At 60.8% G+C, this 25,867-nt stretch carries 22 protein-coding genes and 1 tRNA gene; 6 read left to right on the forward strand and 17 right to left on the reverse strand.

What is annotated here, in order from left to right:
* Window positions 1-19 precede the first annotated feature (19 nt).
* From NA647_RS06655 to NA647_RS06680, 6 genes are read right to left on the reverse strand one after another with little or no spacing between them, the layout of a single operon-like run.
* Entirely contained in the window at window positions 20-1,639 is a 1,620-nt protein-coding gene (locus tag NA647_RS06655; RefSeq protein WP_256056960.1) for a BatD family protein, read from the reverse strand.
* Entirely contained in the window at window positions 1,636-3,354 is a 1,719-nt protein-coding gene (locus tag NA647_RS06660; protein ID WP_256056961.1) for a vWA domain-containing protein, read from the reverse strand. The genes NA647_RS06655 and NA647_RS06660 overlap by 4 nt, the downstream gene beginning before the upstream one ends.
* Window positions 3,351-4,367 (reverse strand): vWA domain-containing protein, encoded by a 1,017-nt coding sequence (locus tag NA647_RS06665; protein ID WP_256056962.1) that lies wholly within the window; start codon window positions 4,365-4,367, stop codon window positions 3,351-3,353. Before NA647_RS06665 ends, NA647_RS06660 begins: the two co-directional genes overlap by 4 nt.
* A complete protein-coding gene (locus tag NA647_RS06670; RefSeq protein ID WP_256056963.1) occupies window positions 4,360-4,854 on the reverse strand; it encodes a DUF4381 domain-containing protein in 495 nt (164 codons plus the stop codon). The genes NA647_RS06665 and NA647_RS06670 overlap by 8 nt, the downstream gene beginning before the upstream one ends.
* Window positions 4,851-5,819 (reverse strand): DUF58 domain-containing protein, encoded by a 969-nt coding sequence (locus tag NA647_RS06675; RefSeq protein ID WP_256056964.1) that lies wholly within the window; start codon window positions 5,817-5,819, stop codon window positions 4,851-4,853. Before NA647_RS06675 ends, NA647_RS06670 begins: the two co-directional genes overlap by 4 nt.
* On the reverse strand, window positions 5,819-6,778 hold the full coding sequence (locus NA647_RS06680) for an AAA family ATPase (RefSeq protein ID WP_131648486.1): 960 nt from the start codon (window positions 6,776-6,778) through the stop codon (window positions 5,819-5,821). Before NA647_RS06680 ends, NA647_RS06675 begins: the two co-directional genes overlap by 1 nt.
* A gap of 280 nt (window positions 6,779-7,058) precedes the next feature.
* On the opposite strand from NA647_RS06680, the gene NA647_RS06685 reads away from it, so the two are divergent.
* Window positions 7,059-11,909, forward strand: coding sequence for an NAD-glutamate dehydrogenase (locus NA647_RS06685; protein WP_256056965.1), 4,851 nt, complete (start codon window positions 7,059-7,061; stop codon window positions 11,907-11,909).
* 161 nt (window positions 11,910-12,070) lie between these two features.
* On the opposite strand, the gene NA647_RS06690 is transcribed toward NA647_RS06685, so the two are convergent.
* Entirely contained in the window at window positions 12,071-12,976 is a 906-nt protein-coding gene (locus tag NA647_RS06690) for a DUF6685 family protein (RefSeq protein WP_256057076.1), read from the reverse strand.
* Between the two features lie 167 nt (window positions 12,977-13,143).
* Here NA647_RS06690 and NA647_RS06695 point away from each other — a divergent pair, with 167 nt between their 5' ends.
* Window positions 13,144-13,365, forward strand: a complete 222-nt coding sequence (locus tag NA647_RS06695) for a DUF2835 domain-containing protein (RefSeq protein ID WP_131648488.1) — start codon at window positions 13,144-13,146, stop codon at window positions 13,363-13,365.
* Window positions 13,366-13,475: 110 nt separating this feature from the next.
* On the forward strand, window positions 13,476-14,516 hold the full coding sequence (locus NA647_RS06700; RefSeq protein ID WP_256056966.1) for a quinone-dependent dihydroorotate dehydrogenase: 1,041 nt from the start codon (window positions 13,476-13,478) through the stop codon (window positions 14,514-14,516).
* Between the two features lie 88 nt (window positions 14,517-14,604).
* On the opposite strand, the gene rmf is transcribed toward NA647_RS06700, so the two are convergent.
* The gene (gene rmf, locus NA647_RS06705) at window positions 14,605-14,820 is read right to left on the reverse strand and encodes a ribosome modulation factor (protein WP_021207445.1); all 216 of its coding nucleotides are present in this window, start codon (window positions 14,818-14,820) and stop codon (window positions 14,605-14,607) included.
* A gap of 343 nt (window positions 14,821-15,163) precedes the next feature.
* On the opposite strand from rmf, the gene rlmKL reads away from it, so the two are divergent.
* The gene (rlmKL, locus tag NA647_RS06710) at window positions 15,164-17,344 is read left to right on the forward strand and encodes a bifunctional 23S rRNA (guanine(2069)-N(7))-methyltransferase RlmK/23S rRNA (guanine(2445)-N(2))-methyltransferase RlmL (RefSeq protein WP_256056967.1); all 2,181 of its coding nucleotides are present in this window, start codon (window positions 15,164-15,166) and stop codon (window positions 17,342-17,344) included.
* 75 nt (window positions 17,345-17,419) lie between these two features.
* On the opposite strand, the gene dacB is transcribed toward rlmKL, so the two are convergent.
* Window positions 17,420-18,928 (reverse strand): D-alanyl-D-alanine carboxypeptidase/D-alanyl-D-alanine endopeptidase, encoded by a 1,509-nt coding sequence (gene dacB / locus NA647_RS06715; RefSeq protein WP_256056968.1) that lies wholly within the window; start codon window positions 18,926-18,928, stop codon window positions 17,420-17,422.
* 204 nt (window positions 18,929-19,132) lie between these two features.
* On the opposite strand from dacB, the gene NA647_RS06720 reads away from it, so the two are divergent.
* On the forward strand, window positions 19,133-19,477 hold the full coding sequence (locus NA647_RS06720) for a YggL family protein (RefSeq protein ID WP_256056969.1): 345 nt from the start codon (window positions 19,133-19,135) through the stop codon (window positions 19,475-19,477).
* Here the strand turns inward: NA647_RS06720 and NA647_RS06725 are convergent.
* From NA647_RS06725 to NA647_RS06750, 6 genes are all read right to left on the reverse strand, one after another.
* Window positions 19,467-20,561, reverse strand: a complete 1,095-nt coding sequence (locus NA647_RS06725; protein ID WP_256056970.1) for an FUSC family protein — start codon at window positions 20,559-20,561, stop codon at window positions 19,467-19,469. The genes NA647_RS06720 and NA647_RS06725 overlap by 11 nt on opposite strands.
* 5 nt (window positions 20,562-20,566) lie before the next feature.
* Complete coding sequence (locus NA647_RS06730) at window positions 20,567-21,898, reverse strand: deoxyguanosinetriphosphate triphosphohydrolase (protein WP_256056971.1); 1,332 nt, start codon at window positions 21,896-21,898, stop codon at window positions 20,567-20,569.
* Window positions 21,899-22,040: 142 nt separating this feature from the next.
* Window positions 22,041-22,340 (reverse strand): hypothetical protein, encoded by a 300-nt coding sequence (locus tag NA647_RS06735; protein WP_256056972.1) that lies wholly within the window; start codon window positions 22,338-22,340, stop codon window positions 22,041-22,043.
* Window positions 22,337-22,717, reverse strand: a complete 381-nt coding sequence (locus NA647_RS06740) for a phage holin family protein (RefSeq protein WP_256056973.1) — start codon at window positions 22,715-22,717, stop codon at window positions 22,337-22,339. The genes NA647_RS06735 and NA647_RS06740 overlap by 4 nt, the downstream gene beginning before the upstream one ends.
* A gap of 17 nt (window positions 22,718-22,734) precedes the next feature.
* Window positions 22,735-23,136 carry a DUF883 family protein gene (locus NA647_RS06745; RefSeq protein ID WP_256056974.1) on the reverse strand — a complete coding sequence of 134 codons (402 nt, stop codon included), beginning with the start codon at window positions 23,134-23,136 and terminating at the stop codon, window positions 22,735-22,737.
* A gap of 227 nt (window positions 23,137-23,363) precedes the next feature.
* Window positions 23,364-24,620, reverse strand: coding sequence for an OprD family porin (locus NA647_RS06750; protein WP_256056975.1), 1,257 nt, complete (start codon window positions 24,618-24,620; stop codon window positions 23,364-23,366).
* Between the two features lie 405 nt (window positions 24,621-25,025).
* Between NA647_RS06750 and NA647_RS06755 the strand changes: the two genes are divergently transcribed.
* On the forward strand, window positions 25,026-25,268 hold the full coding sequence (locus NA647_RS06755; RefSeq protein WP_256048214.1) for a glutaredoxin family protein: 243 nt from the start codon (window positions 25,026-25,028) through the stop codon (window positions 25,266-25,268).
* A 189-nt stretch (window positions 25,269-25,457) separates the two neighbouring features.
* On the opposite strand, the gene NA647_RS06760 is transcribed toward NA647_RS06755, so the two are convergent.
* A tRNA-Pro gene (locus tag NA647_RS06760) sits at window positions 25,458-25,534 on the reverse strand.
* Between the two features lie 101 nt (window positions 25,535-25,635).
* The gene (locus NA647_RS06765; protein ID WP_256048215.1) at window positions 25,636-25,857 is read right to left on the reverse strand and encodes a YgdI/YgdR family lipoprotein; all 222 of its coding nucleotides are present in this window, start codon (window positions 25,855-25,857) and stop codon (window positions 25,636-25,638) included.
* Window positions 25,858-25,867: the final 10 nt, after the last annotated feature.

The raw sequence follows: 25,867 nt of genomic DNA on the forward strand, positions 1-25,867 counted from the left end.
CCGCTGCGCTTTTGAGCTTTTAGCGCGGATACAAGGGCGGCAAGGCGCCGGCTTCCGCCTCGGTGACGGCTGGTTGAGCAGTCGGCAGGTTCTGGATGGCCTGCCATAGCGCCTCGCCCTGCCAGCGCTGACCGGTCTCGCTGTAGAGCGCGCCGTTCAAGCCATCCAGAGCATCGGACAGCGGGACGAAGCGTGCGGCCATGTCCGCCAGCGTTTCGGGTTGCTGGCGTGCCCAGGCGTCGAGCGCGTGGCGGGTCGCTTGGGTGTCGTTGGCCAGACAGGCGCGCTTGAGGTCGTCGAGCAGGCTGCGCGGTGTCGGACCACTCTGCACCGTGCGGATGACCGCCGGCTGGCTGCGTGCCCGCAGCCACAGGCCGAAGCCGAGCAGGGTGGTCAGTGCAAGTACCGCGCTGCTCAGCTGCCACGGCCATAGCCGTGTTTCGGTCTGCGCCTGCGGCGTGTCTGGATGCGTAATCGGTGCTTGTTGAAACTCGGAATTTTCCGCCACCTGAAGCATTCGCTCGGGCAAGGTGCTGCGCTCCAGGCGATCTTCGACGGTGTTCCACCAGACCAGCTCCACGCTGGGCAGTACATACTCTCCGGCGCCTGTCGCAACGAGCGCCTCACGCTGCTCACGGCTGCCACTGACGCCTTTGTCGGTGACCTCGTCGTTCAGGCTTGGCTGGTCGGGATAACGCCGCAATCCAGCCACCGGCGGCGATTCGAGCGGTGGCAGCTGAGTGCTGGACAGACCTTCGGCTTTCAGCATCAGGCTGCGCGTCAGGGCCTCGCCCAGCTGGGCGTCCTGCGGTTGCGGGCTCCAGGCTTCGACCAGGGTCAGATCGGTCGCCGGAAGCCAGGGCGCATCGGCGGGATATTCGACCGGCTTGGCTTTGACCTCCAGCGGAATCTCGGGGGATTTGACCTGGGTGGATTTCCCGAAGCGAGAACCGTAAAAGGCACCGTTAGACGCCACGGTGGTCGCACTGAACAGCTGCGCGGGAATGCTCAACGTGCCGCTTTTCTGCGGGAACAGCGCATAGCGGATCTCGATGACGCCGTGACGTATTCCATTGATGTCCTTTTCGTAAGTGCGCGGTTCGCCGAGTCGCTCGACCAGCGCATCGCTCATCTGCAAGGGTGAGAGCGTGCTGTCATCGTAGAGCGACACGGAATGGTAGATGCGCAGGGTCAGCACCACCTGCGCCTGAACGTAAACGCTGTCCTGATCGAGGCTGGAGTCGATGAATATCGGCGCCAGCGTGTCGCTGCCTTCGTTCCCAGGCTCGCTGACATGCAGCGTGATGGGTTCGCTGCGCCAGTCGCCCAGCTGCAATGGCGGAATCACCACGTAGCCGGTCTGTAGCGGCTGAAGCGTGATCAACCATCGTGTGGTGGTACGCGCCTCGCCGTTCGCACCGGACAGCTGGTTGACCTGGCGGCTGTCGAACACCTTGAACAGGCCATCGAGCGGCTGCAGGTTCGGTCTGCCGAACGCCGTGATATCCCCGGTTTCGAGCGTCAACTCGACGGTTTCATCCAGGCTCAGCTGGGTGCGATCGACCCGCGCGACCAGCGCAGAGGCGCTCGCCTGGCAGCCGAGCATGAGCAGAAACACCAGTGTCATCAGCCGCGTCATCTAATCGTTTCCTGGCGCTTGCGTTGTTCGTAAAGGAATTTGCGGCGTAGCAACTCGCCGGGGTTGTCGGGAATCTTGCGCAGCCATTGATCCATCGCCTGATCCTGCTCGGGATCGAGTGAGCCCAGCTGGGAGTGGGCAAGTGATTCCTCCGTTTCGCCCTGTTCGATCGGATCTGGCGCCGCGGCGGGTGTGGCGTTTTCGCCGTTATCGCTGGCTTCATCCGCGTCGACCGGCTCGGTGGCTTCGGGTCGACTGGCCGCCGAACCGCTGGTCGAAGGCTTTTGCTCGGCATCGGGCGACGCATCCTGGGCAGTCTGGTCGTCGGGGGCTTGCTCCTGCTGTGTCTGTTGCTGGCGCTGGCGCAGGATTTCTTCGACGGTGGCCTTGTTACGTTGGGCGTGTTCCAGCGCCGGGTCGAGCGCCAATGCCTGATCGTAGGCTTCGATCGCCGCTTCCAGCTCGTCGTTGCGCGCCAGTGCGTTACCCCGGTTGTAATGGTCCGCGGCGGTATCACCCTTACCGAATTGCTCGGCGGCACCGGCAAAATCGCCGGCCTGGTAAAGAGCGTAGCCTCGCCATTGCGGGTTTTCGAAGCGCTCTGCGGCTTCGGCGGGACGTTCGGATTCGAGCAGGCGTATGCCTTGCTGATCCGGGCGCGACCACAGATCTTGCATGCCCGATGCGCTGGACGGTTGCGGCATGAAGACGATCAGCGGCAAACAGAACAACCAGCCGCGACGGCCGGCACAGGCGGCCAGCAACAGCAACGGCAGCAGCAGCCAATGCCCTTGATCCAGCCAGGCGCTGAGGCGAGTGGTGTCGTCTCGGGTCACGATCTCGCCGGTGCGTGCCAGTAATCCCAGCGCATGCAAGTCGCTTTCATCGAGCCGCGCCTGCTGATAGCGCCCGCCGATTTCGCTGGCGAAGCGGCGCAAACCACTGTCGTCGAGCCTTGGAATCAGAATGGCGCCGTTGTCATCCTTCAAAAAGCTGCCGTCTTCGCGGGCGATCGGCGCGCCTTGCTCGGTGCCGATGCCCAGTGTCAGCAGCTGCACGGAACTGTCCTCCAGCAGCGTGGCGATCGCGGAGCGCTCCCGTTCGTCCAGCTGGCTACCGATCAGCAACAACCGGCCACGTTCATGGCCACCCTGAGCGAGCAAGCCGATGCCATGGGCAACGGCCAGATCCGCCCGGTGACCCGACTCCGGCATCAGCTCGGGCTGGAGGGCGTCCAGCAGGTTCTGGGTCGTGGCGATATCGTTGGTCAGCGGCACCAGCGTGTGAGCACTGCCGGCGAACGCCACCACTGCGGTCTGTGCATCCGGGCGGGCCTGCAACAGATCGAGGATCTCGTGTTTGGCCTGTCCCAGGCGGGTGGGCCGGACGTCGGCGGCGAGCATGGCGGGCGTGGTGTCGAGCAGTACCACCAGCGGATCGGCGCGTGACAGGCTCGGCTGCTCGGCTTGTTGCCAACTCGGTCCGAGCAGCGCCAGACAGGCAAGCAGCCAGGCCGCGCCGAGCACCAGCCAGGGGCGTCGGCTGTTGCGCAACCTGCCGCGTGTCAGCAAGGCGGCGTGAAATGCTTCGGGCAACAGGCGCTGCCAGCGGCCGATCTGCCGCTGGCGATGCCAGAGCCGCCACAGCAGCCAGATTGGCAACGGCAGAATCAGTAACCAGAAGGGTCGAAGCAGCTGCGGCAAAAACTCTATCATGGCCGCTCTCCACGCCAGAACAGGCGTTGCAGCGATGAGTGCCAGAGGCTGTTTGCAACCAGCAGCAGGCTGATCAGCAAGGCGGCGGACAATGGCCAGACATAGAGCGCATCGGCGACTCGCGCCTGGGTCGGTTGTTGCGCGGCGGGTTCGAGCTGATCGAGTGCCGCGCCGACGGCGACCAATTCGCTGCTCGAACGCGCCCGGAAGTATTCGCCACCGGTTTGTTCAGCGATTGCCCGTAGCGTCGGCTCGTCCAGTTCGGCGCCGACATTGAAGCCGAAACGCTGGAGCACGCCGCCGCTTTCCGCGTCGGCGCCGATGCCGATGGTATGCACCTTGATGCCTTGCGTCGCAGCCAGGCGAGCGGCCAGTAGCGGCTCGATCTCGCCACCGTTGTTGGCGCCGTCGGTGACCAGTACCAGCACGCGGCTGTCTGCTGGGCGCTCACGCAGCCGTTTGACCGCCAGACCTATGGCATCGCCGATGGCGGTGTTACCGCCAGCGATGCCGATGGCGGCCTCGTCGAGCCAGGCGCGCACGGTTTGCCGATCGAAGGTCAGCGGAGCCTGCAAATAGGCCTGGCTACCGAACAGGATCAGGCCGACGCGGTCTCCGCGCCGCTCGATGATGAAGTCACCGAGCAAGTGCTTGACCAGTTCAAGCCGGCTGATTTCCTCGCCCTGCCATTGCATGTCGGGGTAGTCCATCGATCCGGAAACATCCACCGCTAGTAGCAGGTCGCGGCCACTGGTGGGCAGTGGTAGCGGCTCGCCGAGCCATTGCGGCCTGGCAGCGGCGAACAGCAGCAGCAACCAGACCAGCAGATACGGAAGTTGCTGGCGCCACGCCGGCAGCGTGACCATGGCGCGGCGACCGGCCAGTGTTTCCAGGTCGTCGAGAAAGCTGACCTTCAAGGCCGCATCGCCACTGTCGGCGGCCGGCAACAGCCAGCGCAGCATCCAGGGCAGCGGCAGCAGCAGAAAGACCCACGGCCATGCCAGATCAAACATGTTTGCGAATCCAGATCTGCACGGCCTGCTCCAACCCTTGGATGGCTTTGTCGTCCAGCCGGCATTCGGCGCGATAGACGCCTTCGACCAGCACCATCCAGCGCGTCAGTCCAGCCGCCGGGCAGCGATTGTCGAGAAACGCCAGCCAGGCACGCCCGCTGAGCGTATGCGGATGGGCGTCCGGATAACGGGTTCGACAGAGGCGCTTGAGCAGTGCATTAAGCTGCTGCAGCCACAGGTTGGCCGGCTGGCCGCCGTAGGGTTTGTTCAGCTGTGCGAGTTCGTCGAGGGCGATCTGTCGTTGAGGTTCGAGCGGCGACTCGGCTTCGGTCGTGTCCTCTCGCTTCCAACGCTGCCAGGGACGTAAACGTACGAGCAGAACGAGGCTGAGCAGCAACGCAGCGAGAAACCACCAGCCGGGCGCGGGTGGCCAGGCGCTTATCGGAGCAGGAGCCATAAGGGGTTCGAGTTGATCGAGCGAGCTCATCGGGGCGCCCCGGGATGCTGCACGCTGAGGTGTTCACGCAGCTGCTCGATTAGCTCGCGCTGGGTGTCGAGCGGCATCAACGGCAGTCGCAGGCGATCTGCCAGACGGCGCCACCTAGCGGTGCGGGCCTCGCCCTGGCTGCGGTAGGCCTGACGTATGGCGGCATCGTGGCTGTCCAGCTCCAGCCGTGCGCCGGACTGGGCGAAGCGCAGCAGGCCGGCAGCGGGCAGGGCGTGGTCGAGCGGATCGAACACCGGAATCAGCAACAGGTCGACGTGGCGGGCGAGTAGGGTCAGCTGCTGTTCGGCGGCATCGCTCAGGGTGCGCTCGTCGCAGACGATCACCGCCAGACTGCCGGGGCGCAGCACCTCGCGGGCGCGCCTCAATGCCATGCCGAAGGCATCGGCATCGCAGCGTTGATCTGCATGCAACTCGGCATTGGCGCGGGATAGACGATCGAGCAGCTGCAACAGGCTCTGCTTGCTGCGCCGGGGTTTGATCTCGTGTTGCTCTCCGCAGCCAAAGACCAGGCCGCCGACGCGATCGTTGTGACTCAGCGCGGCCCAGCCGACCAGGCTGGCAGCCCGAGCGGCCAGCACCGATTTGAAGGCCAGACCGCTGCCGAAGAACAAGCGGGGGCTCTGTTCCACAAGGATGTAAATGGGCCGTTCGCGCTCCTCGTGGAACAGTTTGGTATGGGGCTCCTGAGTGCGCGCTGTTACCCGCCAGTCGATGGTGCGCACGTCGTCGCCCGCCTGATAGATGCGCACCTGGTCGAAATCCACGCCGCGCCCGCGGAGCTTGGAGTGATGCAGACCGACCAGCGGACTGCGACGGTGCGGGCTGGAGAACAGCGGGACTTCCCTGACGCGGTGACGCATGTCGATCAGCTCGGCCAGGCTCAGGCGAATGCCCGCTTCAGGCGAGGGCGTCGCGTCGCTGCCAGGCGATGGCGAGGGTTGCATCAGGCCACCGCGACCACGTCGAGGATGCGTTGCAGCACTCGATCCTGATCGATGCCGGCGGCTTCCGCTTCGAACGAGAGAATCAGACGATGGCGCAGCACATCGAACAGCATGGCCTGGATGTCTTCCGGGCTGACGAAATCGCGGCCCGCCAGCCAAGCGTGGGCGCGGGCGCAGCGGTCCAGCGAGATCGAACCGCGCGGGCTGGCGCCATAAGCGATCCAGCCGGCCAGCTCGGCATCGAACTTGGCCGGCGTGCGGGTCGCCATCACCAATTGCACCAGGTATTCCTCCACCGCATCGGCCATGTACAGGCCGAGTATTTCCTTGCGCGCAGCGAAGATGGCTTGCTGCGAGACGCGGTGTTCCGGAGGAGTTTCGCCATTGATGGCCTCGCCACGGGCCTGCTGAAGGATGCGCCGCTCCACCGAGGCATCGGGAAAGCCCAACTTAACGTGCATCAGAAAGCGGTCGAGCTGCGCTTCCGGCAGTGGGTAGGTGCCCTCCTGCTCGATGGGGTTCTGCGTGGCCATTACCAGAAACAGCGGCGATAGATCGTAGGTGCTGCGACCGACGCTGACCTGTCGCTCGGCCATGGCTTCGAGCAGCGCCGACTGGACCTTTGCCGGGGCGCGATTGATTTCGTCGGCCAGTACCAGGTTGTGAAAGATCGGGCCCTGTTGGAACACGAAGCTACCGGTTTCCGGGCGGTAGATTTCCGTGCCGGTGATGTCGGCCGGAAGCAGGTCCGGGGTGAACTGAATACGATGGAATTCGGCCTCCAGGCCACCGGCCAGCTCCTTGATAGCGCGGGTCTTGGCCAAGCCCGGAGCGCCTTCGACGAGCAAATGCCCGTCGGCCAGCAAAGCGATCAGCAGCCGCTCGATCAGCCGTTCCTGGCCGAGGATCTGGGTTGAAAGGAACTGTCGCAAGGCGACTATTGCTTCACGGTGGACCATCGCTGAGCTCTTCTGCTGGGAATGTCGGGGCGGGGCGCTCGACGTCGCGACTTTAATTCATTTGCCGGGGAGCGAGCTATGCGCGGCTCGGCAACTTCGTCGCCTCAGGAGGTACCAACGCATTGGAAACAGCTTGGCAGCGCCTATGGCTCGCCGGGCCGGGCAGGCTCATATTGATGCAATCCTTGTCTGCTGAACTACCGTTGAACTTGAACGTTGCGCTGCCAGTCTGGTGCCGCGACTGCCCTAACAGAATCTCAAGCCAGAATGGAGCAAACCAATGGCGTTCTTTACCGCTGCCAGCAAAGCCGACTTTCAGCAACAACTGCAAGTGGCCCTGGCGCAGCATGTCGACGAGAGACTCCTGCCACAAGTGGGACTTTTCGCCGAGCAGTTCTTCGGAATTGTCGCCCTGCCCGAACTCACCCAGCGACGCATGACCGATCTCGTCGGTTCGACACTTGCCAGTTGGCGTCTGTTGGAGCGTTTTGATCCGGCCAGTCCGGAGGTGCATGTCTTCAATCCTGACTACGAGAAGCACGGTTGGCAGTCGACCCATAGTGTGGTCGAGGTGCTGCATCCGGATATGCCGTTCCTGGTGGACTCGGTACGGATGGAGCTGACCCGCCGCGGTTATGCGATTCATACACTACAGAACAGCGTGCTACAGGTTCGCCGGAACGCCGATGGCAGCCTGATCGAGCTGCTGCCTAAAGGGCGCTCCGCCGAGGACAGCAAGGCCGAGTCGTTGATTTTCGTCGAGATAGACCGCTGCGCCAGTGCCGCTGCCTTGCGCGAACTGGAGCAGTCGCTGCATGCCGTGCTCGCCGACGTGCGTATTGCCGTGAACGACTTCCCGCCCATGAAGGCCAAGGCCGAGGAGCATTGCGCCCGGCTGAGCGCATTGCCGCAGCAGGCCGGCGACGGGCAGCTGACGGAGATCATGGATTTCATGCGCTGGCTCGCCGATGACCACTTCACCTTCCTCGGTTATGAAGAATTCACCGTGGTGGATCAGGGTGACGGCGGGCGCATCGTGTATGACGAGTCGTCACTGCTGGGCTTGTCACGCACGCTGCGCACCGGGTTGGAGGAAAGCGATCAGCTGATCATGTCGCCGGCCCTGGCCTATCTACGCGAGCCGCTGCTGCTGTCGTTCGCCAAGGCAGCGACGCCGAGCCGGGTGCATCGCCCGGCCTATCCCGATTTCGTTTCCATCCGCGAGCTCGACGAACAGGGGCGGGTGGTCAAGGAATGTCGTTTCCTCGGGCTCTTCACCTCGTCGGTCTACACCCAGAGCGTGCGGCGGATTCCCTATATCCGCAGCAAGGTCGCGCAGGTGGTCGAGCGCTCTCACTTCGACGACTCGGCGCATCTGGCCAAGGAGCTGATCCAGGTACTCGAAGTGCTGCCGCGCGATGAGCTGTTCCAGATGACCCTGGATCAGTTGTTCGACACCGCGATCGCCATCGTGCAGATCCAGGAGCGGAACAAACTGCGGTTGTTCCTGCGCACCGACCCTTACCGCCGCTTCTTCTACTGCCTGGTCTATGTTCCGCGTGACAGTTATTCGACCGAAACGCGATTGCGCATTCAACAGGTGCTGATGGATCGGCTGGAAGCTAGCGGCTGCGAATTCTCCACTTACTTCTCCGAATCCGTGCTGATTCGCGTGCAATTCCTGCTGCGTGTGGATCCGGGCAAGCAAGTGCAGTTCGACGCGGCGCAACTGGAACGGGAAATCGTGCAGGCCTGCCGCACCTGGCAGGACGATTATTCCAGCGTAGTGATCGAGCGCTTCGGCGAGGGGCAGGGCACCGGCATCCTTGCCGATTTTGCCAAGGGTTTTCCGGCTGGCTACCGCGAACGCTTTGCGCCGCATTCGGCTGCGGTGGACATGCAGCATGTGCTGAGCCTGAGCGAAGAACGGCCGCTGGTAATGAGCTTCTACCAGCCGATCACCGCCGCCGAGAATCGCCTGCACTGCAAGCTGTACCACCTCGACACGCCTCTGCCTTTGTCGGACATGCTGCCCATCCTGGAAAATCTCGGCCTGCGGGTGCTCGGCGAGTTTCCCTTCCATCTGCGGCACAAAAATGGGCGCGAATACTGGATTCACGATTTCGCCTTTACCTACGCCGAAGGTCTGGAAATCGACCTGATGGAGATCAACGAGCCGCTACAGGATGCCTTCATTGCCATACACAACGGCCAAGCGGAAAACGATGCCTTCAACCGACTGGTGCTGACCGCCGGCCTGACCTGGCGTGAAGTGGCGCTGCTGCGCGCCTATGGACGCTATCTCAAGCAGATCCGCATGGGCTTCGATCTGGGATACATCGCCAGCGCACTGCTCAACCACACCGACATCGCCCGCGAACTGGTACGCCTATTCAAGATGCGTTTCTACCTGGCGCGCAAGCTCGGCGAAGAAGATCTGGCCGACAAGCAGGCACGCTTGGAGCAGGCCATCGTCACTGCTCTGGATGATGTCGCGGTACTGAACGAAGACCGCATCCTGCGGCGCTACCTGGCGCTGATCAAGGCGACGCTGCGGACCAACTTCTACCAGACCGATGCCAGCGGGAAATTGAAAAGCTATTTCAGCTTCAAGCTCGATCCCCGCTCGATTCCGGAGATGCCGCGACCGGCACCGAAATTCGAGATATTCGTCTATTCGCCCCGGGTCGAAGGCGTTCATCTGCGAGGTGGCAAGGTGGCGCGTGGTGGGCTGCGCTGGTCGGATCGTGAAGAGGATTACCGCACCGAGGTGTTGGGGCTGGTGAAGGCGCAGCAGGTAAAGAACGCGATCATCGTGCCGGGCGGTGCCAAGGGCGGCTTCGTTCCGCGCCGGCTGCCGACAAGCGGCTCGCGCGACGAGGTGTTGGCCGAAGGGATCGCCTGCTATCGGATTTTCATCAGTGGCTTGCTGGACATAACCGACAACCTCAAGGACGGCAACGTCGTCCCGCCGGCCAACGTGTTGCGTTATGACGAAGACGATCCCTATCTGGTAGTGGCGGCCGACAAGGGCACCGCGACCTTTTCCGATATCGCCAATGGAATTGCCGCCGAGTACGACTTCTGGCTCGGCGATGCCTTCGCCTCCGGTGGCTCGGCGGGTTACGACCACAAGAAGATGGGTATCACTGCCAGAGGGGCCTGGGTCTCGGTGCAGCGGCATTTCCGCGAACGTGGCATCGACGTTCAGCGCGATCCGGTCAGCGTGATCGGCATCGGCGATATGGCCGGTGATGTTTTCGGCAACGGCTTGCTGATGTCCGAAACCCTGCAGATGGTCGCGGCGTTCAACCACCTGCACATCTTCATCGACCCCGATCCGGATGCCGCGCGCAGCTTCATCGAGCGCAAGCGTCTGTTCGATCTGCCGCGTTCGTCCTGGGCCGATTACGATGTCTCGCTGATTTCGGCGGGCGGCGGCGTTTTTTCGCGGTCAGCCAAGCGCATCGCGATCACCCCGCAGATGAAAGCGCGTTTCGACATCGCCGCGGATCAGCTCACACCTGCCGAACTGATTCATGCATTGCTCAAGGCGCCGGTCGATCTGCTCTGGAACGGCGGTATCGGTACCTACATCAAGAGCAGCATGGAGAGCCACGCCGATGTAGGCGACAAGGCCAACGACGTGCTGCGCGTCAACGGTAACGAAGTGCGGGCCAAAGTGATCGGAGAGGGCGGCAACCTGGGCGTCACGCAACTGGGGCGGGTCGAATACGGCCTGCACGGTGGTGCCTCGAACACCGACTTCATCGATAACGCCGGTGGGGTCAACTGCTCCGACCATGAGGTCAACATCAAGATCCTGCTCAACGAGATCGTCAGCGCCGGCGACATGACTGGCAAGCAGCGTGATCAGTTGCTGTTCGAGATGACCGATGCGGTGGCCGAACTGGTGTTGCATGACAACTACAAGCAGACCCAGGCGCTGTCGCAAGCGCAGCACCGTGCCCGTGAAGGCGGCGGTGAGTACAAGCGGTTGATCAGCGGCCTTGAAGCCGATGGATTGCTGGATCGTGCGCTGGAATTCCTACCGAGCGACGAGGCGTTGGCTGAGCGCGCAAGCCAGGGCCAGGGGCTGACGCGCGCCGAGCTGTCGGTGCTCATTTCGTACAGCAAGATCGATCTGAAAGAGGCGCTGCTGCAGTCACGCGTGCCGGACGATGCCTATCTGGCGCGGGAGATGGAGAGCGCATTCCCGCAGCTGCTGAGCGAGCGTTATCGTCAGCCGATGCTGCAGCATCGCCTCAAGCGCGAGATCGTCAGCACGCAGATCGCCAACGACCTGATCAACAATATGGGCATCACCTTCGTGCAGCGCCTCAGAGAGGCCACCGGCCTGAGCGCCGCGAACGTCGCTGGCGCCTACGTGATCGTGCGGGACATCTTCCATCTGCCGCACTGGTTCCGCCAGATCGAAGCGCTGGATTACAAGGTGCCGGCCGAGCTGCAGCTCAATCTGATGAATGAGCTCATGCGACTGGGCCGCCGTGCGACTCGCTGGTTCCTGCGCAACCGTCGCAACGAACTGGACGCGGCACGTGACATCGCTCATTTCGGACCGCGTGTGGCGGCGCTAGGCCTTAAGCTCGACGCGCTGCTGCAAGGCGGTACGCGTGAGTTGTGGCAGGGCCGTTACGAGCGTTACACCGAGGCAGGCGTCCCCGAGTTGCTGGCGCGGATGGTGGCTGGCACCAACCACCTGTACACCTTGTTGCCAATCCTCGAAGCCGCCGACAAGACCGGCCAACCACCGACTGACGTCGCCGCGGCCTATTTTGCCGTCGGCGGCGCGCTGGAGTTGCCCTGGTATCTGCAGCAGATCACCGCGCTTCCGGTCGAGAACAACTGGCAGGCGCTGGCGCGGGAGAGCTTCCGCGATGATCTCGATGCTCAGCAGCGTGCGATCACGGTGTCGGTGCTGCAGATGAGTGACGCACCGGAAGATCTGGATGAGCGGGTTCAGCTCTGGCTGGCGCAGCGTGAGTATCAGGTCCAGCGCTGGCGGCGGATGCTGGTCGAGTTGCAGGGCGCCAGCAGTGTCGACTACGCAATGTACGCCGTCGCTGGTCGCGAGTTGCAGGACTTGGCGCTGAACAGCACGCAGCAGTAGGTAACGGCTGGCTGCCGGACTGCTCTGCAGTTGGTTGCGCTTACTGAAACGCCGGTGCATTTGCACCGGCGTTTTTGTGTGATCGAGCTGTGGTCACGCGTTGGGTTCGTCTCGTATCGCTGCTCCCGCGACAGGAACGGCGTCCAGTTCCCTTGTGCGGGTTAGTTGCCCAGCCGAAAACGGGTTATCTGAGGCAGCGTGTGTAGATAACGCACCATGTCCGGCGCTCCGGCCAGTTTCAGCCCTTCGCCAAGGGCATTGGCGGCCGGCTGTCGCTTGTCCAGCAGGAGCAATTCAGTGTTGTTGGCGTTTCGCAAAAGCGTCAAGCGGGCGTACGGGATCTTCGCTTCCAGCAGCAGCCCCATGAATTCACGATCGTTCCAGGCCTGCGCTGGCATGGTGATGGCGTGGTATTCATTATCCAGCGTATGCAGTCCGCCCGCGTCGAGCCGGTAGTCGGTCAGCTCGCAGGGCAGGCTCACCTCCAGACCACGCAGTCGCGCATAGGCGATGGCACAGGCGAAGGCTTCGGCATGGTATTCACCCGACCAGTAGATGCGCTCGCCCAGCCAACTGGCCTGACGAAGCTCAATCGGAGCCCGAGTTAGAAAATCGGGCAGGGCGGTGGTAATGGTCCGCACGAAATCCTTATAACTGATCACGCGGAGTTGACGGCAGGCTGGTGTGGTAGCCAGGGCTTCGAACGTTGGATAGGCCATTCCGTCGGCGCTTTGGCCACCGAGCCCGTCGATCTGTCGCAGGTCGATTGCCCGATGGCTGCTCTGCTCCTGACGCACGAGCCGCATCAGTGCCGTGCGAGCTCTCGCCTTGTCTTCCTGTACCGGGCCGGATAAAGCGCTTCTAGGGAGGTCGACGAATCGCTGCAGGCACGGTCCGTCGTTCCAGAAGATGCTCGGTGCCGGTTCGCAGAGAGGGGCGAACGGCAATCGGATCTGGCTGGCGTGCTCAAGAATCTGGCGCGGCGATTTGCCGGTCAGCCCAAGGCGCTGGGCAAATCTGGCGATTCGGGAAGTCACGAGTGGCATCGGCTCGGGCAAGCTCATCATTGTGGATGAACGCATGGGGCAACGGTCGAAGTGTGGCAGAGCGGACGAGACCGTGCACCGTGTTTGCCGAGCTTTTGCTCGAAGATGAGATATTCGGATACCGGAGATGTATCTTCCGCAGGGCGCCAGTATGGCAAAATCGCTGAGCTGATCAATGAGGAGCCTCCATGCCAAGCCTCGTGCTGGATATCGCGCTGCCTGCCGAAAAACTGTTGGCTGTCTATCAGGGCCGCGCCAATCGCATCCTAATCAAGAGCCGGGAAGGAAGAAATGTCAGCTTGCCGGCCCATCATCTGCGACCTTTTCTGACAAGTGCGGGCGTGTTTGGTTCATTCGAGATGGAATTCGCTCCGGAGGGCCAGCTGATTCGCTTGCGCCGCCTCGATTAACTCTTGCTCGAATAAGGGCGAGCGGTGCGGTCGAACTGCGTTTCGCCCAGCTGAGAAGACCTCCTGCCTGCTATACTCCCGCGCCACACTTTCCAGGATCTAGGCTGCGTATGTATAACCTGGCTCGCCAGCTGCTGTTCAAGTTCACTCCCGAGACGTCCCATGAGCTATCGCTCGATCTTATCGGTGCCGGCGGTCGTCTGGGGCTCAATGCGCTGCTGAACAAGACGCCGGCGGCGTTACCGGTGCGCGTGATGGGCCTGGATTTTCCCAATCCGGTGGGGCTGGCAGCCGGACTGGATAAAAATGGCGAAGCGATCTGCGGAATGTCCCAGCTGGGATTCGGTTTCGTCGAAGTGGGTACCGTGACGCCGAGGCCGCAGCCGGGCAACCCGAAGCCGCGTATCTTCCGCCTGCCTGAGGCCGAAGCCATCATCAATCGCATGGGGTTCAACAACCATGGGGTCGATGCGCTGCTGGACAGGGTCGATGCTGCGCGATTCAAAGGCATTTTGGGTATCAACATCGGCAAGAATTTCGATACGCCGGTCGAGCGTGCCCAGGACGACTACCTGCTGTGCCTGGACAAGGTTTATCACCAGGCAAGCTATGTCACCGTCAACGTCAGTTCCCCCAATACGCCGGGACTGCGCAGCCTGCAGTTCGGTGATTCGCTCAAGCAACTGCTCGACGCGCTTCGCCAGCGCCGTGAAGATCTGGAAATATTGCATGGCAAGCGCGTACCGCTGGCTATCAAAATCGCGCCGGACATGACCGACGAGGAAACCGTGCTAGTGGCCGAAGCGGTGTTTCAGGCCGGGATGGACGCAATCATCGCGACCAACACCACGCTGAGCCGCGAAGGCGTCGCGGGGCTTGCCCATGCCGACGAAGCCGGTGGGCTTTCCGGGGCTCCGGTGCGAGAGAAAAGCACCCATACCGTCAAGGTGTTGGCTGAAACCCTGGCTGGTCGTCTGCCAATCATTGCGGTCGGCGGGATCACGGAAGGCCGGCACGCGGCGGAAAAGATCGAAGCCGGAGCGAGCCTCGTTCAGCTGTATTCGGGCTTTATTTACAAGGGGCCGGCATTGATACGCGAGGCGGTGGATGCCATCGCTGCACTGCAATCAAGGAAGGAAGTGAATCGCTGATTGGTTGCCCGGTGGGGCTCCCTTAGGGAGCCCCGGGCTTCAAGCCCGCCGCCCGGGTGGGGCGTGCCAGTTGAGGTCGGCGATCGTGTCAGCCGACCGCGTGGAGTTCGTTCAGTCGATGAAGACCGGCGGCGCCGGTCAGACCATCCCAGTTGTCGCCGCGACCCTCCCGCCAGCCGTTAATCCAGGCTTGGCGTACTTCGGGATGGGAAAAAGGACAGAGGTCGCGAGATTTACCGTGTATGCCATGCTGATAACCGCGTAGAAATGCTCGTTCCATCGGATCACGCTTGAGTCTTCTCATTGGGTATTGCCCTCAGTGGTTGACTGGTGTTCCTGTTGACCTCATGGCGAGGTCGGCAGATAGACTGCCAGCGAAGTCCGCTGCCGGCGTGGCGGACCTCTGCCGGACATCGTTGCGATACCGGGCTGAGTCGAGTTCTAACCTAATGACTCCGAGGCGGGAATGATCGTTTTGTCATAAGCAGGTAACCAAACAGTAGCGCTGCCCATAAGGCAGGCAAGACGCAGCTTTCCGGCGCCCCATTGCGTCTGATTCACAGTAAGTCATATTGACTGCGCCACCTATCGAACGAGATCCGGAGCGGGAATCCCCAACCGGTCGCACATATTCTCTGGACCATGCCATGACCGATCGTCACGAACTCATCCTCACATGCCCGAAAGGGCTGGAAGGCCTGCTGCTTGAAGAAGCCACCGAGCTCGGACTTGAAGAGGCGCGCGAGCAGACCGCTGCGATCCGCGGGTTCGCCGGCATGGATGTGGCGTATCGGTTGTGTCTCTGGTCGCGCCTGGCCAACCGGGTGTTGTTGGTGATCGATCGTTTCGCCACAGAAAACGCCGAAACACTGTATGACGGCGTTCATCGGATCGATTGGTCGGAGCACCTCGAAGCGAGCGGCAGCCTGGCGGTCGAGTTCAGCGGTCACGGATCGGGGATCGACAACACTCACTTCGGCGCATTGAAGGTCAAGGATGCGATTGTCGACCGCCTTCGCACGGCCACTGGCGAGCGCCCGAACGTCGATAAGCTGAATCCTGACTTGCGTATCCATTTGCGCCTGGATCGTGGTCAGGCGGTTCTTTCGCTGGATCTTTCCGGGCACAGCCTTCACCAACGTGGTTATCGCCTGCAGCAGGGCGCCGCGCCGCTAAAAGAGAACTTGGCGGCTGCGGTACTGATTCGTGCTGGCTGGCCGCGCATCGCCGCAGCCGGCGGAGCCTTGACGGACCCCATGTGCGGCGTCGGCACCTTCCTTATCGAAGGCGCCATGATGGCGGCGGACATTGCGCCGAACCTACGTCGTGAGCGCTGGGGGTTCAGCGCCTGGCTCGGCCACGTTCCGGCCATCTGGAGCCGCCTGCATGCAGAAGCGCAGGCGCGGGCAGAGGCGGGTATGGCCCGGCAGCCGTTGTGGATACGCGGCTATGAAGCGGACCCGCGGCTGATACAGCCGGCCAAGAACAATATCGAGCGAGCGGGGCTAGCGAGCTGGATTCGTGTATATCAAGGGGATGTAGCCACATTCGAGCCTCGTCCAGACCAGAATCAGAAAGGCCTGGTGATCTCCAATCCGCCCTACGGCGAGCGTCTGGGTGATGAGGCGAGCCTTGTCTATCTCTACCAGAACCTCGGCGAGCGGCTGCGACAGGCCTGCCTCGGTTGGGAGGCTGCGGTCCTGACCTCGGCGCCCGATCTCGGCAAGCGCATGGGCATTCGCAGCCACAAGCAATACGCGTTCTGGAACGGTGCGTTGCCGTGCAAGCTATTGCTGATCAAGGTCGAGCTGGATCAGTTCGTCACTGGTCAGCGCAAAGCGTCCACTGAAAACAAGCCTGAGCAGGAGCCCGCCATGGAACTGGCGCGCCTCAGCGAGGGTGGCCAGATGTTCGCCAACCGCTTGCAGAAAAATCTGCGCCAGCTTGGCAAGTGGGCACGTAAGGAGGGCATCCAGTGCTATCGGCTATATGACGCCGACATGCCCGAATACGCCCTGGCCATCGATCTGTACGGTGACTGGGTGCATGTGCAGGAATATGCGCCGCCGCGCTCGATCGATCCGGAGAAAGCCCAGGCGCGCCTATACGATGCACTGAGTGCGATCCCGCAGGCACTGGGCGTTTCTCGCGAGCGCGTGGTGGTCAAGCGACGCGAGCGTCAGAGCGGGACGCGTCAGTATGAGCGTCAGGCCAGTCAGGGCGAGTTTCTGGAGGTCAGGGAAGGCGACGTCAAGCTGCTGGTGAATCTCACCGATTATCTCGATACCGGGCTGTTTCTGGATCATCGCCCGATGCGCCTGCGCATCGCTCGGGAAGCGGCCGGTAAGCGCTTCCTGAATCTTTATTGCTATACGGCGACTGCCACCGTGCACGCGGCCAAGGGCGGTGCGCGCAGCACGACCAGTGTCGATCTGTCGAAAACCTATCTGGACTGGGCACGGCGCAACCTTGCGCTGAACGGCCTGTCCGATCGGCAGCGTCTGGAGCAGGGCGATGTGATGGCCTGGCTGGAAGAGGATCGTGGCGAGTACGACCTGATCTTCATCGACCCGCCGACCTTCTCGAACTCCAAGCGTATGGAAGGCGTTTTTGACGTCCAGCGCGACCATATCGCTTTGCTCGACTTGGCCATGGCGCGGTTGGCAGCAGGCGGTACGCTGTATTTCTCCAACAACTTCCGCAAGTTCGTGCTCGACCCGGGTATCGCCGAGCGCTACGCCGTTGAAGAGATCACCAGTGCCACGCTGGACGAGGATTTCCGTCGCAACAGCAAGATTCACCGTGCCTGGAAGCTCCAGGCGCGCTGAAGCTTTCGCAGAAGATGATCGGCTCGCCGTTTCAGGCGAACCCGTGCCGGCGGCGCCAACCGCCGGCACGCCGGGTTAACGTTGCGCGGTGCTTTCGTTTCCTGGGCGGTTGTACAGACTGACCAGTAGCTGATCCAACACCGAAGACGCGCCCCAGGGCCGGGGGTGGTTGAGAATCGCGACGACTGCCCAGGTGTTGCCATCGTTGTCGCGGCTATAACCGGCGATTGCTCGTACGTTGTTCAACGTGCCGGTCTTGATATGTGCTTTGCCGGCGACGCCAGTGTTGCGCAGGCGCTTGCGCATGGTGCCGTCAATCGCGGCGAGTGGCATCGAGGAAATGAATTCTGCAGCGTAGGGGCTCTGCCATGCAGCCTGGAGCAAGCTCGCCAGTTCCCGTGCGCTAACGCGTTCGGCACGCGATAGGCCTGAGCCGTTCTCGATGACCAGATGCGGTGAAATCAGTCCCTTCTTCGCCAGCCACTGACGGATCACCCGCTGCGCAGCCATGGAATCATCCGCGTCCGTTTCGTTGCGAAATTCTGCACCCAGGCTTAGAAACAACTGCCGCGCCATAGTGTTGTTACTGTATTTGTTGATGTCGCGGATTATTTCGACCAGATCCGGCGAGTAAGCACGAGCGATCATCCGCGCGTCGTTGGGTACCGGGGCGACGCGATCCTCACCGAGGATGCTGCCACCGAGTTCCTTCCAGATCGCACGCACGGCGCCTGCGGCGTAGCGTTGATGATCGAGTAGCGCCAGATAGGTCTGGCCGCTGCAGCCGGCCGGAAGCTTGCCGGTGACGACGACCGTAACGCCTTCGGCATCTTCGATCGGGTTGTAACGAATATCAGGCCAGCCTGGACACTTGGCCTTCGGCAACGCCTGAATGCGATTGTCGATACGAACCGAGGCGATCGGTGGCTCGACGACGACGTTCACGTTGCCGGCATCGTTACGGGCGATGAAGCGAAGCGCCTTGAGGTTGACCAGCAGCGAGTCCGGTGCGACCAGGAAGGGCTTGTTCTTGTCATTGCCATCGTCATCGAAAATCGGAAGGGCTGGCTGAACGAAGTGGCTGCGATCCAATACCAAATTCCCGGTCACGGTCTGCACGCCGTTGACGCGTAGGTCTCGTAGCAAAAGCCAGAGTTTCTCCATGTTGAGCTTGGGATCGCCGCCACCCTTGAGATACAGATTGCCATTGAGCGTGCCGTTCTCAATCGGGCCGTCGGCGTAGAATTCCGTTTTCCATTGATGATTGGGCCCCAGCAGCTCCAGCGCGGCATAGGTCGTGACCAGTTTCATGGTCGAGGCGGGGTTTACCGATACGTCGGCATTCACGAACGTCGGGGTCGCGTTGGTGTTGAGCGGCAGCATGACGACGGACAGCGCGCTGCTCTCGATCTTGTTTGCCTTGAGTGCCTGCGCGACGCGTGAGGGCAGGGTCTGGTTGATGGCTTCGGCGTAAACCGAGAATGCCAGCGGTAGCGTCAGTGCGGCGGCGGCGACACGGCCTAGAAATCTTCCGATTGCGCTGCCCCGATTGGCTGGGGCAGTTCTTGCGAGAATCAATGACATGGAGGTTCCCTACTACGTTCAGGGAAAATGGCGGGCCATTATGCCCATGACCGAGAAGTGACGTACTTCTCATCCGACAAGCGTAGACGGCGATGTCGAGAGTCTGCAAAAAGACGATGAGCAGTGCGGCCTGATGCAATCGCACAAGCGCGGCGTTGCTGTTAGAGTGCGCGCCGTCATCTCGTTAGAAAAAGGACCGATTCAATGGCTACCAATCGCTCGCGTCGTTTGCGCAAGAAACTCTGTGTCGACGAATTCCAGGAACTGGGTTTTGAAGTGACTCTGACCTACGGTGAGGGTCTTGATGCCAAGGCGGTGGACGATTTCCTCGAAGCCTTTCTGACCGAGGCCATCGAAACCAACGGTCTGGGCTATATCGGTGGTGAGGATTACGGTTTCGTTTGCCTGGCCAGCCGTGGCTCGGTCAACGAAGAGCAGCGCGGTCAGGTCGAGGCGTGGCTCAAAGGGCGCAACGAGTTGTCTGAATTCAACGTAAGCCCGCTGATGGACGTCTGGTACCCGGAAAACGAGATCAACGCTAAGGCATGATCGAGTCGTTCTTGTCCTGATCGGTTGTGGCTGTTTGCCCGCGTTTGCGCAATGCAATCCGGGCAAACAGCCTACGCAGCATATACACCAGCAACGTAACGGCTAATGCTACGCCCACGCCAATCACAGCGTTGATCAGGCGCAGTTGTGGCAATTCCCAGTCTTGCGCCAGGGTTTCGGCCAGTAACAGGAAACTTAGGGTCGTCTGCAAGACGAAAAGCCCATAGTGATGTGCCTGGAACGCCCGGCTGAGCATGACCAGCGGCAGCATGATCATGACCATCATCGGCGGATCGGCCAGGCTGTGGCCCATGTAGATCAACACCGCCGCTGCACAAAGAATCCCGACCCCGGCCTGCAGAGCCCGAGTGAGGCTGCGTTGTAGATCCATCTGCAGCGTGGTGAAAACCGCCAGCGTCAGCCAATAGCCTCGTGGAAGATCGGCAATGTTGACGATCAGACCGCCTGCGGCAGCTGCGATCATGTAGGTGAGCGCATGCAGCCGCCACTGACGAATCGGTGTGCGCCGCGCTCGGCGGCGCAGCACTTTCATCAAACTGAGCAGGCGCGGCATGTACGGCCACATACGTAAGCCATGCATCCCGCGTAAGCCGAAGGCGAGCAGAGTGACCCAGAGACCACCCAGCGCGAACAGAGTGGCAATCGCCTGGGGGTTGTTGAAATCCCCGATGCCGTACTGGCCCTGGCCGAGGCAGAGACAGATGGCCAAGCCGATCCCGAGCTTGCCGGCTTCGCTGCCGTAACGTTGCAACCATGCCAACAACAGACCGTAAAAGGCGAACAGGCCAAGGCTGATCAATGGATGAGTCGCCGACCAGAACCCGAGACCGGCGCTGCCGGCGCCAAGGGCTATCAGCAACAGCATTCGCAACATTCCGAGACGGTGCAGCGGATTCGCCTTGGCTGCCTGGAAGGCCCCGACAGTGGCCCAGAGAAAACCCGGATGGCCGCTGAACAGGCCGAGCAGAAGCGGCAATGCGCAGCCCAGGCCCGCCACGGCCGCCGCACCCCAGGCGGGGCGGCCAGGCTGCCATCCGACGATCTTCCACAACGGTTTTTTCATCTGGCTCACGTCGGGCTCGAGCGTCCAGTCATTTCGCTGGCCATCTCGGTCGCGTAGCTGTCGGTCATACCGGCGATAAAGTCGATCATCCGCACGAAGGATTGATACAGCGGCCAGTCGGGGTCTGGAGCGTTGCTGCCAAGCAGATCCAAAATGCGGCGATTCTTGAATGACGGGGTGCGCCCGCCGTGTTGCTCCAGCGCCGCGCCACAGAAGGCGTTGAGCAGTATCTCGAGCGTCGTATAGGCGCCGATTTCATGCAGCGTCTTACGTTTGTCCTGAAAGATTTTCTGCCGCGCCAGGGCTTTGGCCTGCACCACGCAGCGCTTGGCGGGGCCGTGCATATGCTCGACCAGATCCCCGGTGAGTTGGCCTGCCAGTAGTGCCTGTTGCTGTTCGACAAAGGCGTGTGCCGCTGCGTTGGTAAGGTGTTCGATGGCCTTGCCTCTGAGAATCGCCAGCTTGCGTCTACGCGAGTCGCCAGGACCGAGCTGCCGGTAGGTTTCCGGCAAATCCTCGCCCACCAGATCCAGCAGCAGCGCCTCGACCTCGGGATAGTCGAGCAGGTCCATTTCGAGCCCGTCTTCTAGATCGATAAGGCCGTAGCAGATGTCATCTGCCGCTTCCATCAGATAGACCAATGGATGGCGCGCCCACCGTTGCTCGTCCAGCTTCGGTAGGCCGAGTTTCGACGCAATCTGCTCGAGCAGGGGCAGCTCGCTCTGATAGCAGCCGAATTTATGTTTCTTGTAGCCGAGCGCCTCGGCATGGCGCGATGTCCAGGGATACTTAAGGTAGGTGCCGAGCGTTGCGTAGGTCAGCCGGGTGCCACCGTCGAACTGATGGTATTCGAGTTGTGTAAGCACCCTGAAGCCTTGGGCGTTGCCCTCGAAGTTGAGAAAGTCGGCTCGCTCGGCGTCGCTCATGTCATCGAGCCAGCCACGCCCGGCGGCCTGCTGGAACCAGTGGCGAATGGCATCTTCGCCAGAATGACCGAACGGCGGGTTACCAATGTCATGCGCGAGACACGCCGACTGAATGACCATGCCGAGATCGGCCGGGCTGCACCATTCCGGCAGGTCTTCCCGCAGCACCTCACCCACGCGCATGCCGAGTGAGCGCCCAACGCAGCTAACCTCTAGCGAATGGGTTAGGCGGGTGTGGATGTGATCGTTACTTGAGACCGGATGCACCTGGGTCTTGCGACCAAGCCTGCGGAACGCGCCGGAGAAGATGATCCTGTCGTGATCCTTGTGGAATGGACTTCGACCAAGTTCTTCATTGCTGTGGACGGATTTCCCGAGCCGTTCACGATTGAGCAGGGTGTTCCAGTCCAAAGAGCAACTCCTTGTGATGCCGTCAGTGGGGACCGATAGGCCAAGCGGCGCCATTCCGTCAGCGAGAGCGCATCCTGCCGGGGAGTGTTCACGCCAGGCAGCAGCCTACCGTATTTCCTAACCGCTAGGCGCTGTCACACCACTAATGCCGCAGCTTGCGAACCACCGGATACAGAAGGAGACCCAGCCGCGCGAGTTTGCCAACTTTCCCCAAACGACGTCCGAAGAGCGTCATGGCCAAGGTTGCGGCAACCATCAGTGGTGCTTTTGTGTGCTGATCGGATCCGGTACCTCTATTCGCCACCATCCCCTTGATTCGCTGGAAGGGATGAGCCAAGGGCTGTGAGTGGTATAGGATTTGTTGCCGGTTCATTTCCATGCGCAACCGAATCAAATCCTTGCGCATGGTCAGATCGCTGGCATTACTAAGAGGCAGGCTCATGGCAGTAGACGCTCCCGATTGCGGGCTAATTCTTCGACCGTCGCCTGGAAGGGCGAAGCGCTCGCCTTGGCGAGGCGGATTGCACGGCTGACACATACCGCTAGTACAACCGCGTATGCCGCACAGAGAACAAGAATCGCCGCGATAGGGTTGCTATCCCAGAAAGCGATCACGATCGCCGCCGAAAGCCCTACCAGGATCAGCAAGCCTAGTATCAGGCTGATGCTGGCCAGCAGAAACAGTTTGAAGACCCGTACCCGTTCTTCCTGCAGCTCTATTCCGACAAGCTCTAGATGCCCCTGAATGAGGCCGGCAAGCGCGCTGCCCATCTTTTTGATGGAAGGGGCAGGGGCCTCATCGGAATATTTGGTTTCCATTGGATCGGTCCCCCACATCAGCGGCGGGTGATCAGGCCGAAGAGAAAGCCGACCCCAGCCGCGATGCCCAGCGACTGCCAGGGATGGGTGTGGACATATTCCTCGGTGCACTGAATAGCCGCCTGGCCTTGCTCACGCAGCGAGCCTTCCTGCTCCTTGAGCATCTGCCGAGCGCGCGTCAGGTTCGCGTTGATCTTGCCGCGCAACTCTTCGGTCTGGGTGCCTGCGGTGTCCTGCGTATGTTTCAGCAGACGCTCCGTATCGCCGATCAACGTATGAAACTCTTCGATGAGCGCAGCCTGAGCGGCCTGAAGGTTGCGGCGGTGTGCGGATTTGTCGAACAGGGGTGAGGACGTTCCCGTGGTTGCGTCGGGAATCGGGGTGTTGTCATTGGTGCCGAAAGTCGATTCGGTAGACATCTGCAGCTCCTCTTTAATCGCGCAGGGACGACAGGTCCCGGTGCCTAGAGTTTTCGAGCATGGGGTTGGCGCAAGGTTCCCGTTTCGGTTAGTCAATTCGCGTTGTGAACGAGTTAAGGCCGGCGTGCCAGTTTCAGATTGGCTTCGCAGTAGTGTGGAGTGTCAGAAAAAAGAAAACCCGCCGAAGCGGGTTTTCTATCTACTGCATTTGCATGCGGTAGCCGCTATTACATCAGCGGGATGGTGTAGCTGACGATCAGACGGTTCTGGTCGATATCCTTATCGCCGTTATTGCTGCTGCGATAGGTACCGTTACGCCATTTCACGCCGAGGTTCTTCAGGGTGCCTTCCTGGAAAACGTAGCCGATGTCGGTATTACGCTCCCACTCCTTGCCATTTCCGCCAACGCCAAAGTCGTCGCCAGTGACATAGCGAGTCATGAAGGTTAGGCCAGGAATACCCATGGCGGCGAAGTTGTAATCATAACGCGCTTGCCAGGACTTTTCGTCAGCGTTGGCAAAGTCCGCGCTAAGCATTACATAGTTGACCAGGAATGGATCGGTGCTGGTCCCAGCGTAGGCGAAGCCGGTATCGCCGCTCATTTTCTGATAGCCGAGTCCAAAGCTGTGGCCGCTTACAGAATACGTGACCATGGCTCCGAAAGCCTTGTTGTCAACAGTAGAGGAGCCATCATCAGTCGAACGCGCGTAGCGGAGGTCAGTCTTCAGGGACTGGTCTTCACCGAGCGGCAATACATGAACCAAGTTGAACGAATGCTGCTTATACACTTCCTCCAGGTTGCTGTAGTAATACGCACCTGTGAGGTTCTCCATCAGCGAGTAGGTCGCGCCAGCGAAAATGAAATCATCTGGCTCGCCGTCAGCACCGCCTTTGCCTGCGTAGGCGATGTCTTCGTAATTAGAGGAGTTGCGGTTGTTCTGCTCGGTCAGGTACCCCACGTCCAGGGTAAGCCCATCGACTTCCTTCGAAACCAGCTGTGCGCCCTGGAAGGTTTGCGGCAGAAGACGAGAGTCGCTACGGGCGATAGCCATGTTCTTAGGCTCTATCGCGCCGACCTTCAAAATTGTCTTGGAGACCTTCATCTTCGCGGTGGCGTGAAGAGAGGAATAGTCGTCCGGTGCTTCACTGCCAGTGGGGAAATCGCCTGGGAGAAGGCCGGTGCCTACGCGATCGCCACTCGAATCCAGCTTGACGCCCAACAAGCCTAGCGCATCAACACCAAATCCAACCGTGCCTTCAGTGAAGCCAGACTCAACGCGCAGAATGAACCCTTGCGCCCATTCTTCCGACTTCGACTGTGCAGTAGAGGCGTTGGTGCGGTTGTCGGAGTTGTAGTAGAAGTTACGTAGTTCCAGGTTAGCCTTGGTATCTTCGATAAAGGCAGCCTGAGCCATGGACGGGATTGCCAGTGTTGCTCCCAGAGTGGCGAGTGCCACGCCCCGGGCGATTGGGGTCTTGAGCATTTCTTATTTCTCCTCGTTGGATGATGCTCTGAAGTCGCTCTTTACGGCGCTGTGCAATAAAGCACTACATAGATATTTCAGCCCTTAGACCTTAGTCTTTAAGGCTCGAGTGCGAAAGTGTCGGTTCAGCTGGGCGGTAGTTGCATCGGATGATTTGATATCAGCATCAAGCGCTACCGTTAAGCACGAACACTTTCGGGCCCTACAGCTCTGTGGCCGCTTGGGTTCGCGCATCCTAGCCGTTTGCCGGCCTCGCGTCGATTACCTAAACCAAACCATCGTTTGAGTGGGGTCAAGATCACACTTTCTTGTTCGTTACGGCAAAGAATGAGGTTGGTTCGCGGCAGTCGGATCAGGGTGAGGCTGCTAGAATTGCGTACAGCCAGTTTCAATGAGCAGCGCTTTATGTATCTTCCTGAATGCCAACTGTTTGGAACGTTGGGCTGCCATCTATGTGAGCAGGCCGAGGCAGTCGTGTTGCCGTTGGTGGAGCATGGTCTGCTGGTGGAATTGATGGATATAGCGGACAGGCCTGAATGGGTCGACGACTATGGGCTGCGTATACCCGTGCTCCGGCGAGTCGATACGGGGGCTGAATTGGATTGGCCATTTGAAACCGAACAGGTCGTCTGGTTTCTGCGTCAATGAGCCGCTGCGTCTGAAGCGCTATTGAGTGAGAGAGGTACGAAAGTTAGTAGTCGCCGAGCTTCAGGGCGCTGTGTTGCCAGATCCTGGCTGCTCTAACCGAGAGAACGAAAAGCACAAAACTGAGAGACAAAAAAACCGGCCATTAGCCGGTTTTGTATATATCAGACTGTTTATCCAATATCGGGATTTTGGTCGGAGCGACTGGATTCGAACCAGCGACCTTCTCGTCCCGAACGAGACGCGCTACCAAGCTGCGCTACGCTCCGAAGATGGCGCGCATTTTACATAAAAACTTTTGCTTCACAAGAGGTTAGAACGAGCTATTTGGTGGTGCCCGGCAGGCCGCCTGGCACCAGAAGGGCGGTTTTTAAAGTTCCTTGACGGTACGAACCTGATCCTTGTTGACTCTGCCCGGCTTGCCATCGAGGCCTTCGTACTCGTAAAAGCCGGCTTCATCGTCATAATGGGGATGGTCCATTGTCTGGATTTCGCGGCCATCGTTTAGGGTGATGACGCTGGGGTTCGAGCAGCCCGCTAGCAGGGTCAGTCCGACCAACAATGCCAAGGCGGGTCCGGTTGCTGCGCGCATAGTGCTTCTC

Origin of the sequence: Stutzerimonas stutzeri (genome assembly GCF_024448985.1) — a bacterium.
In the GTDB taxonomy this organism is placed as follows: domain Bacteria; phylum Pseudomonadota; class Gammaproteobacteria; order Pseudomonadales; family Pseudomonadaceae; genus Stutzerimonas; species Stutzerimonas stutzeri_AP.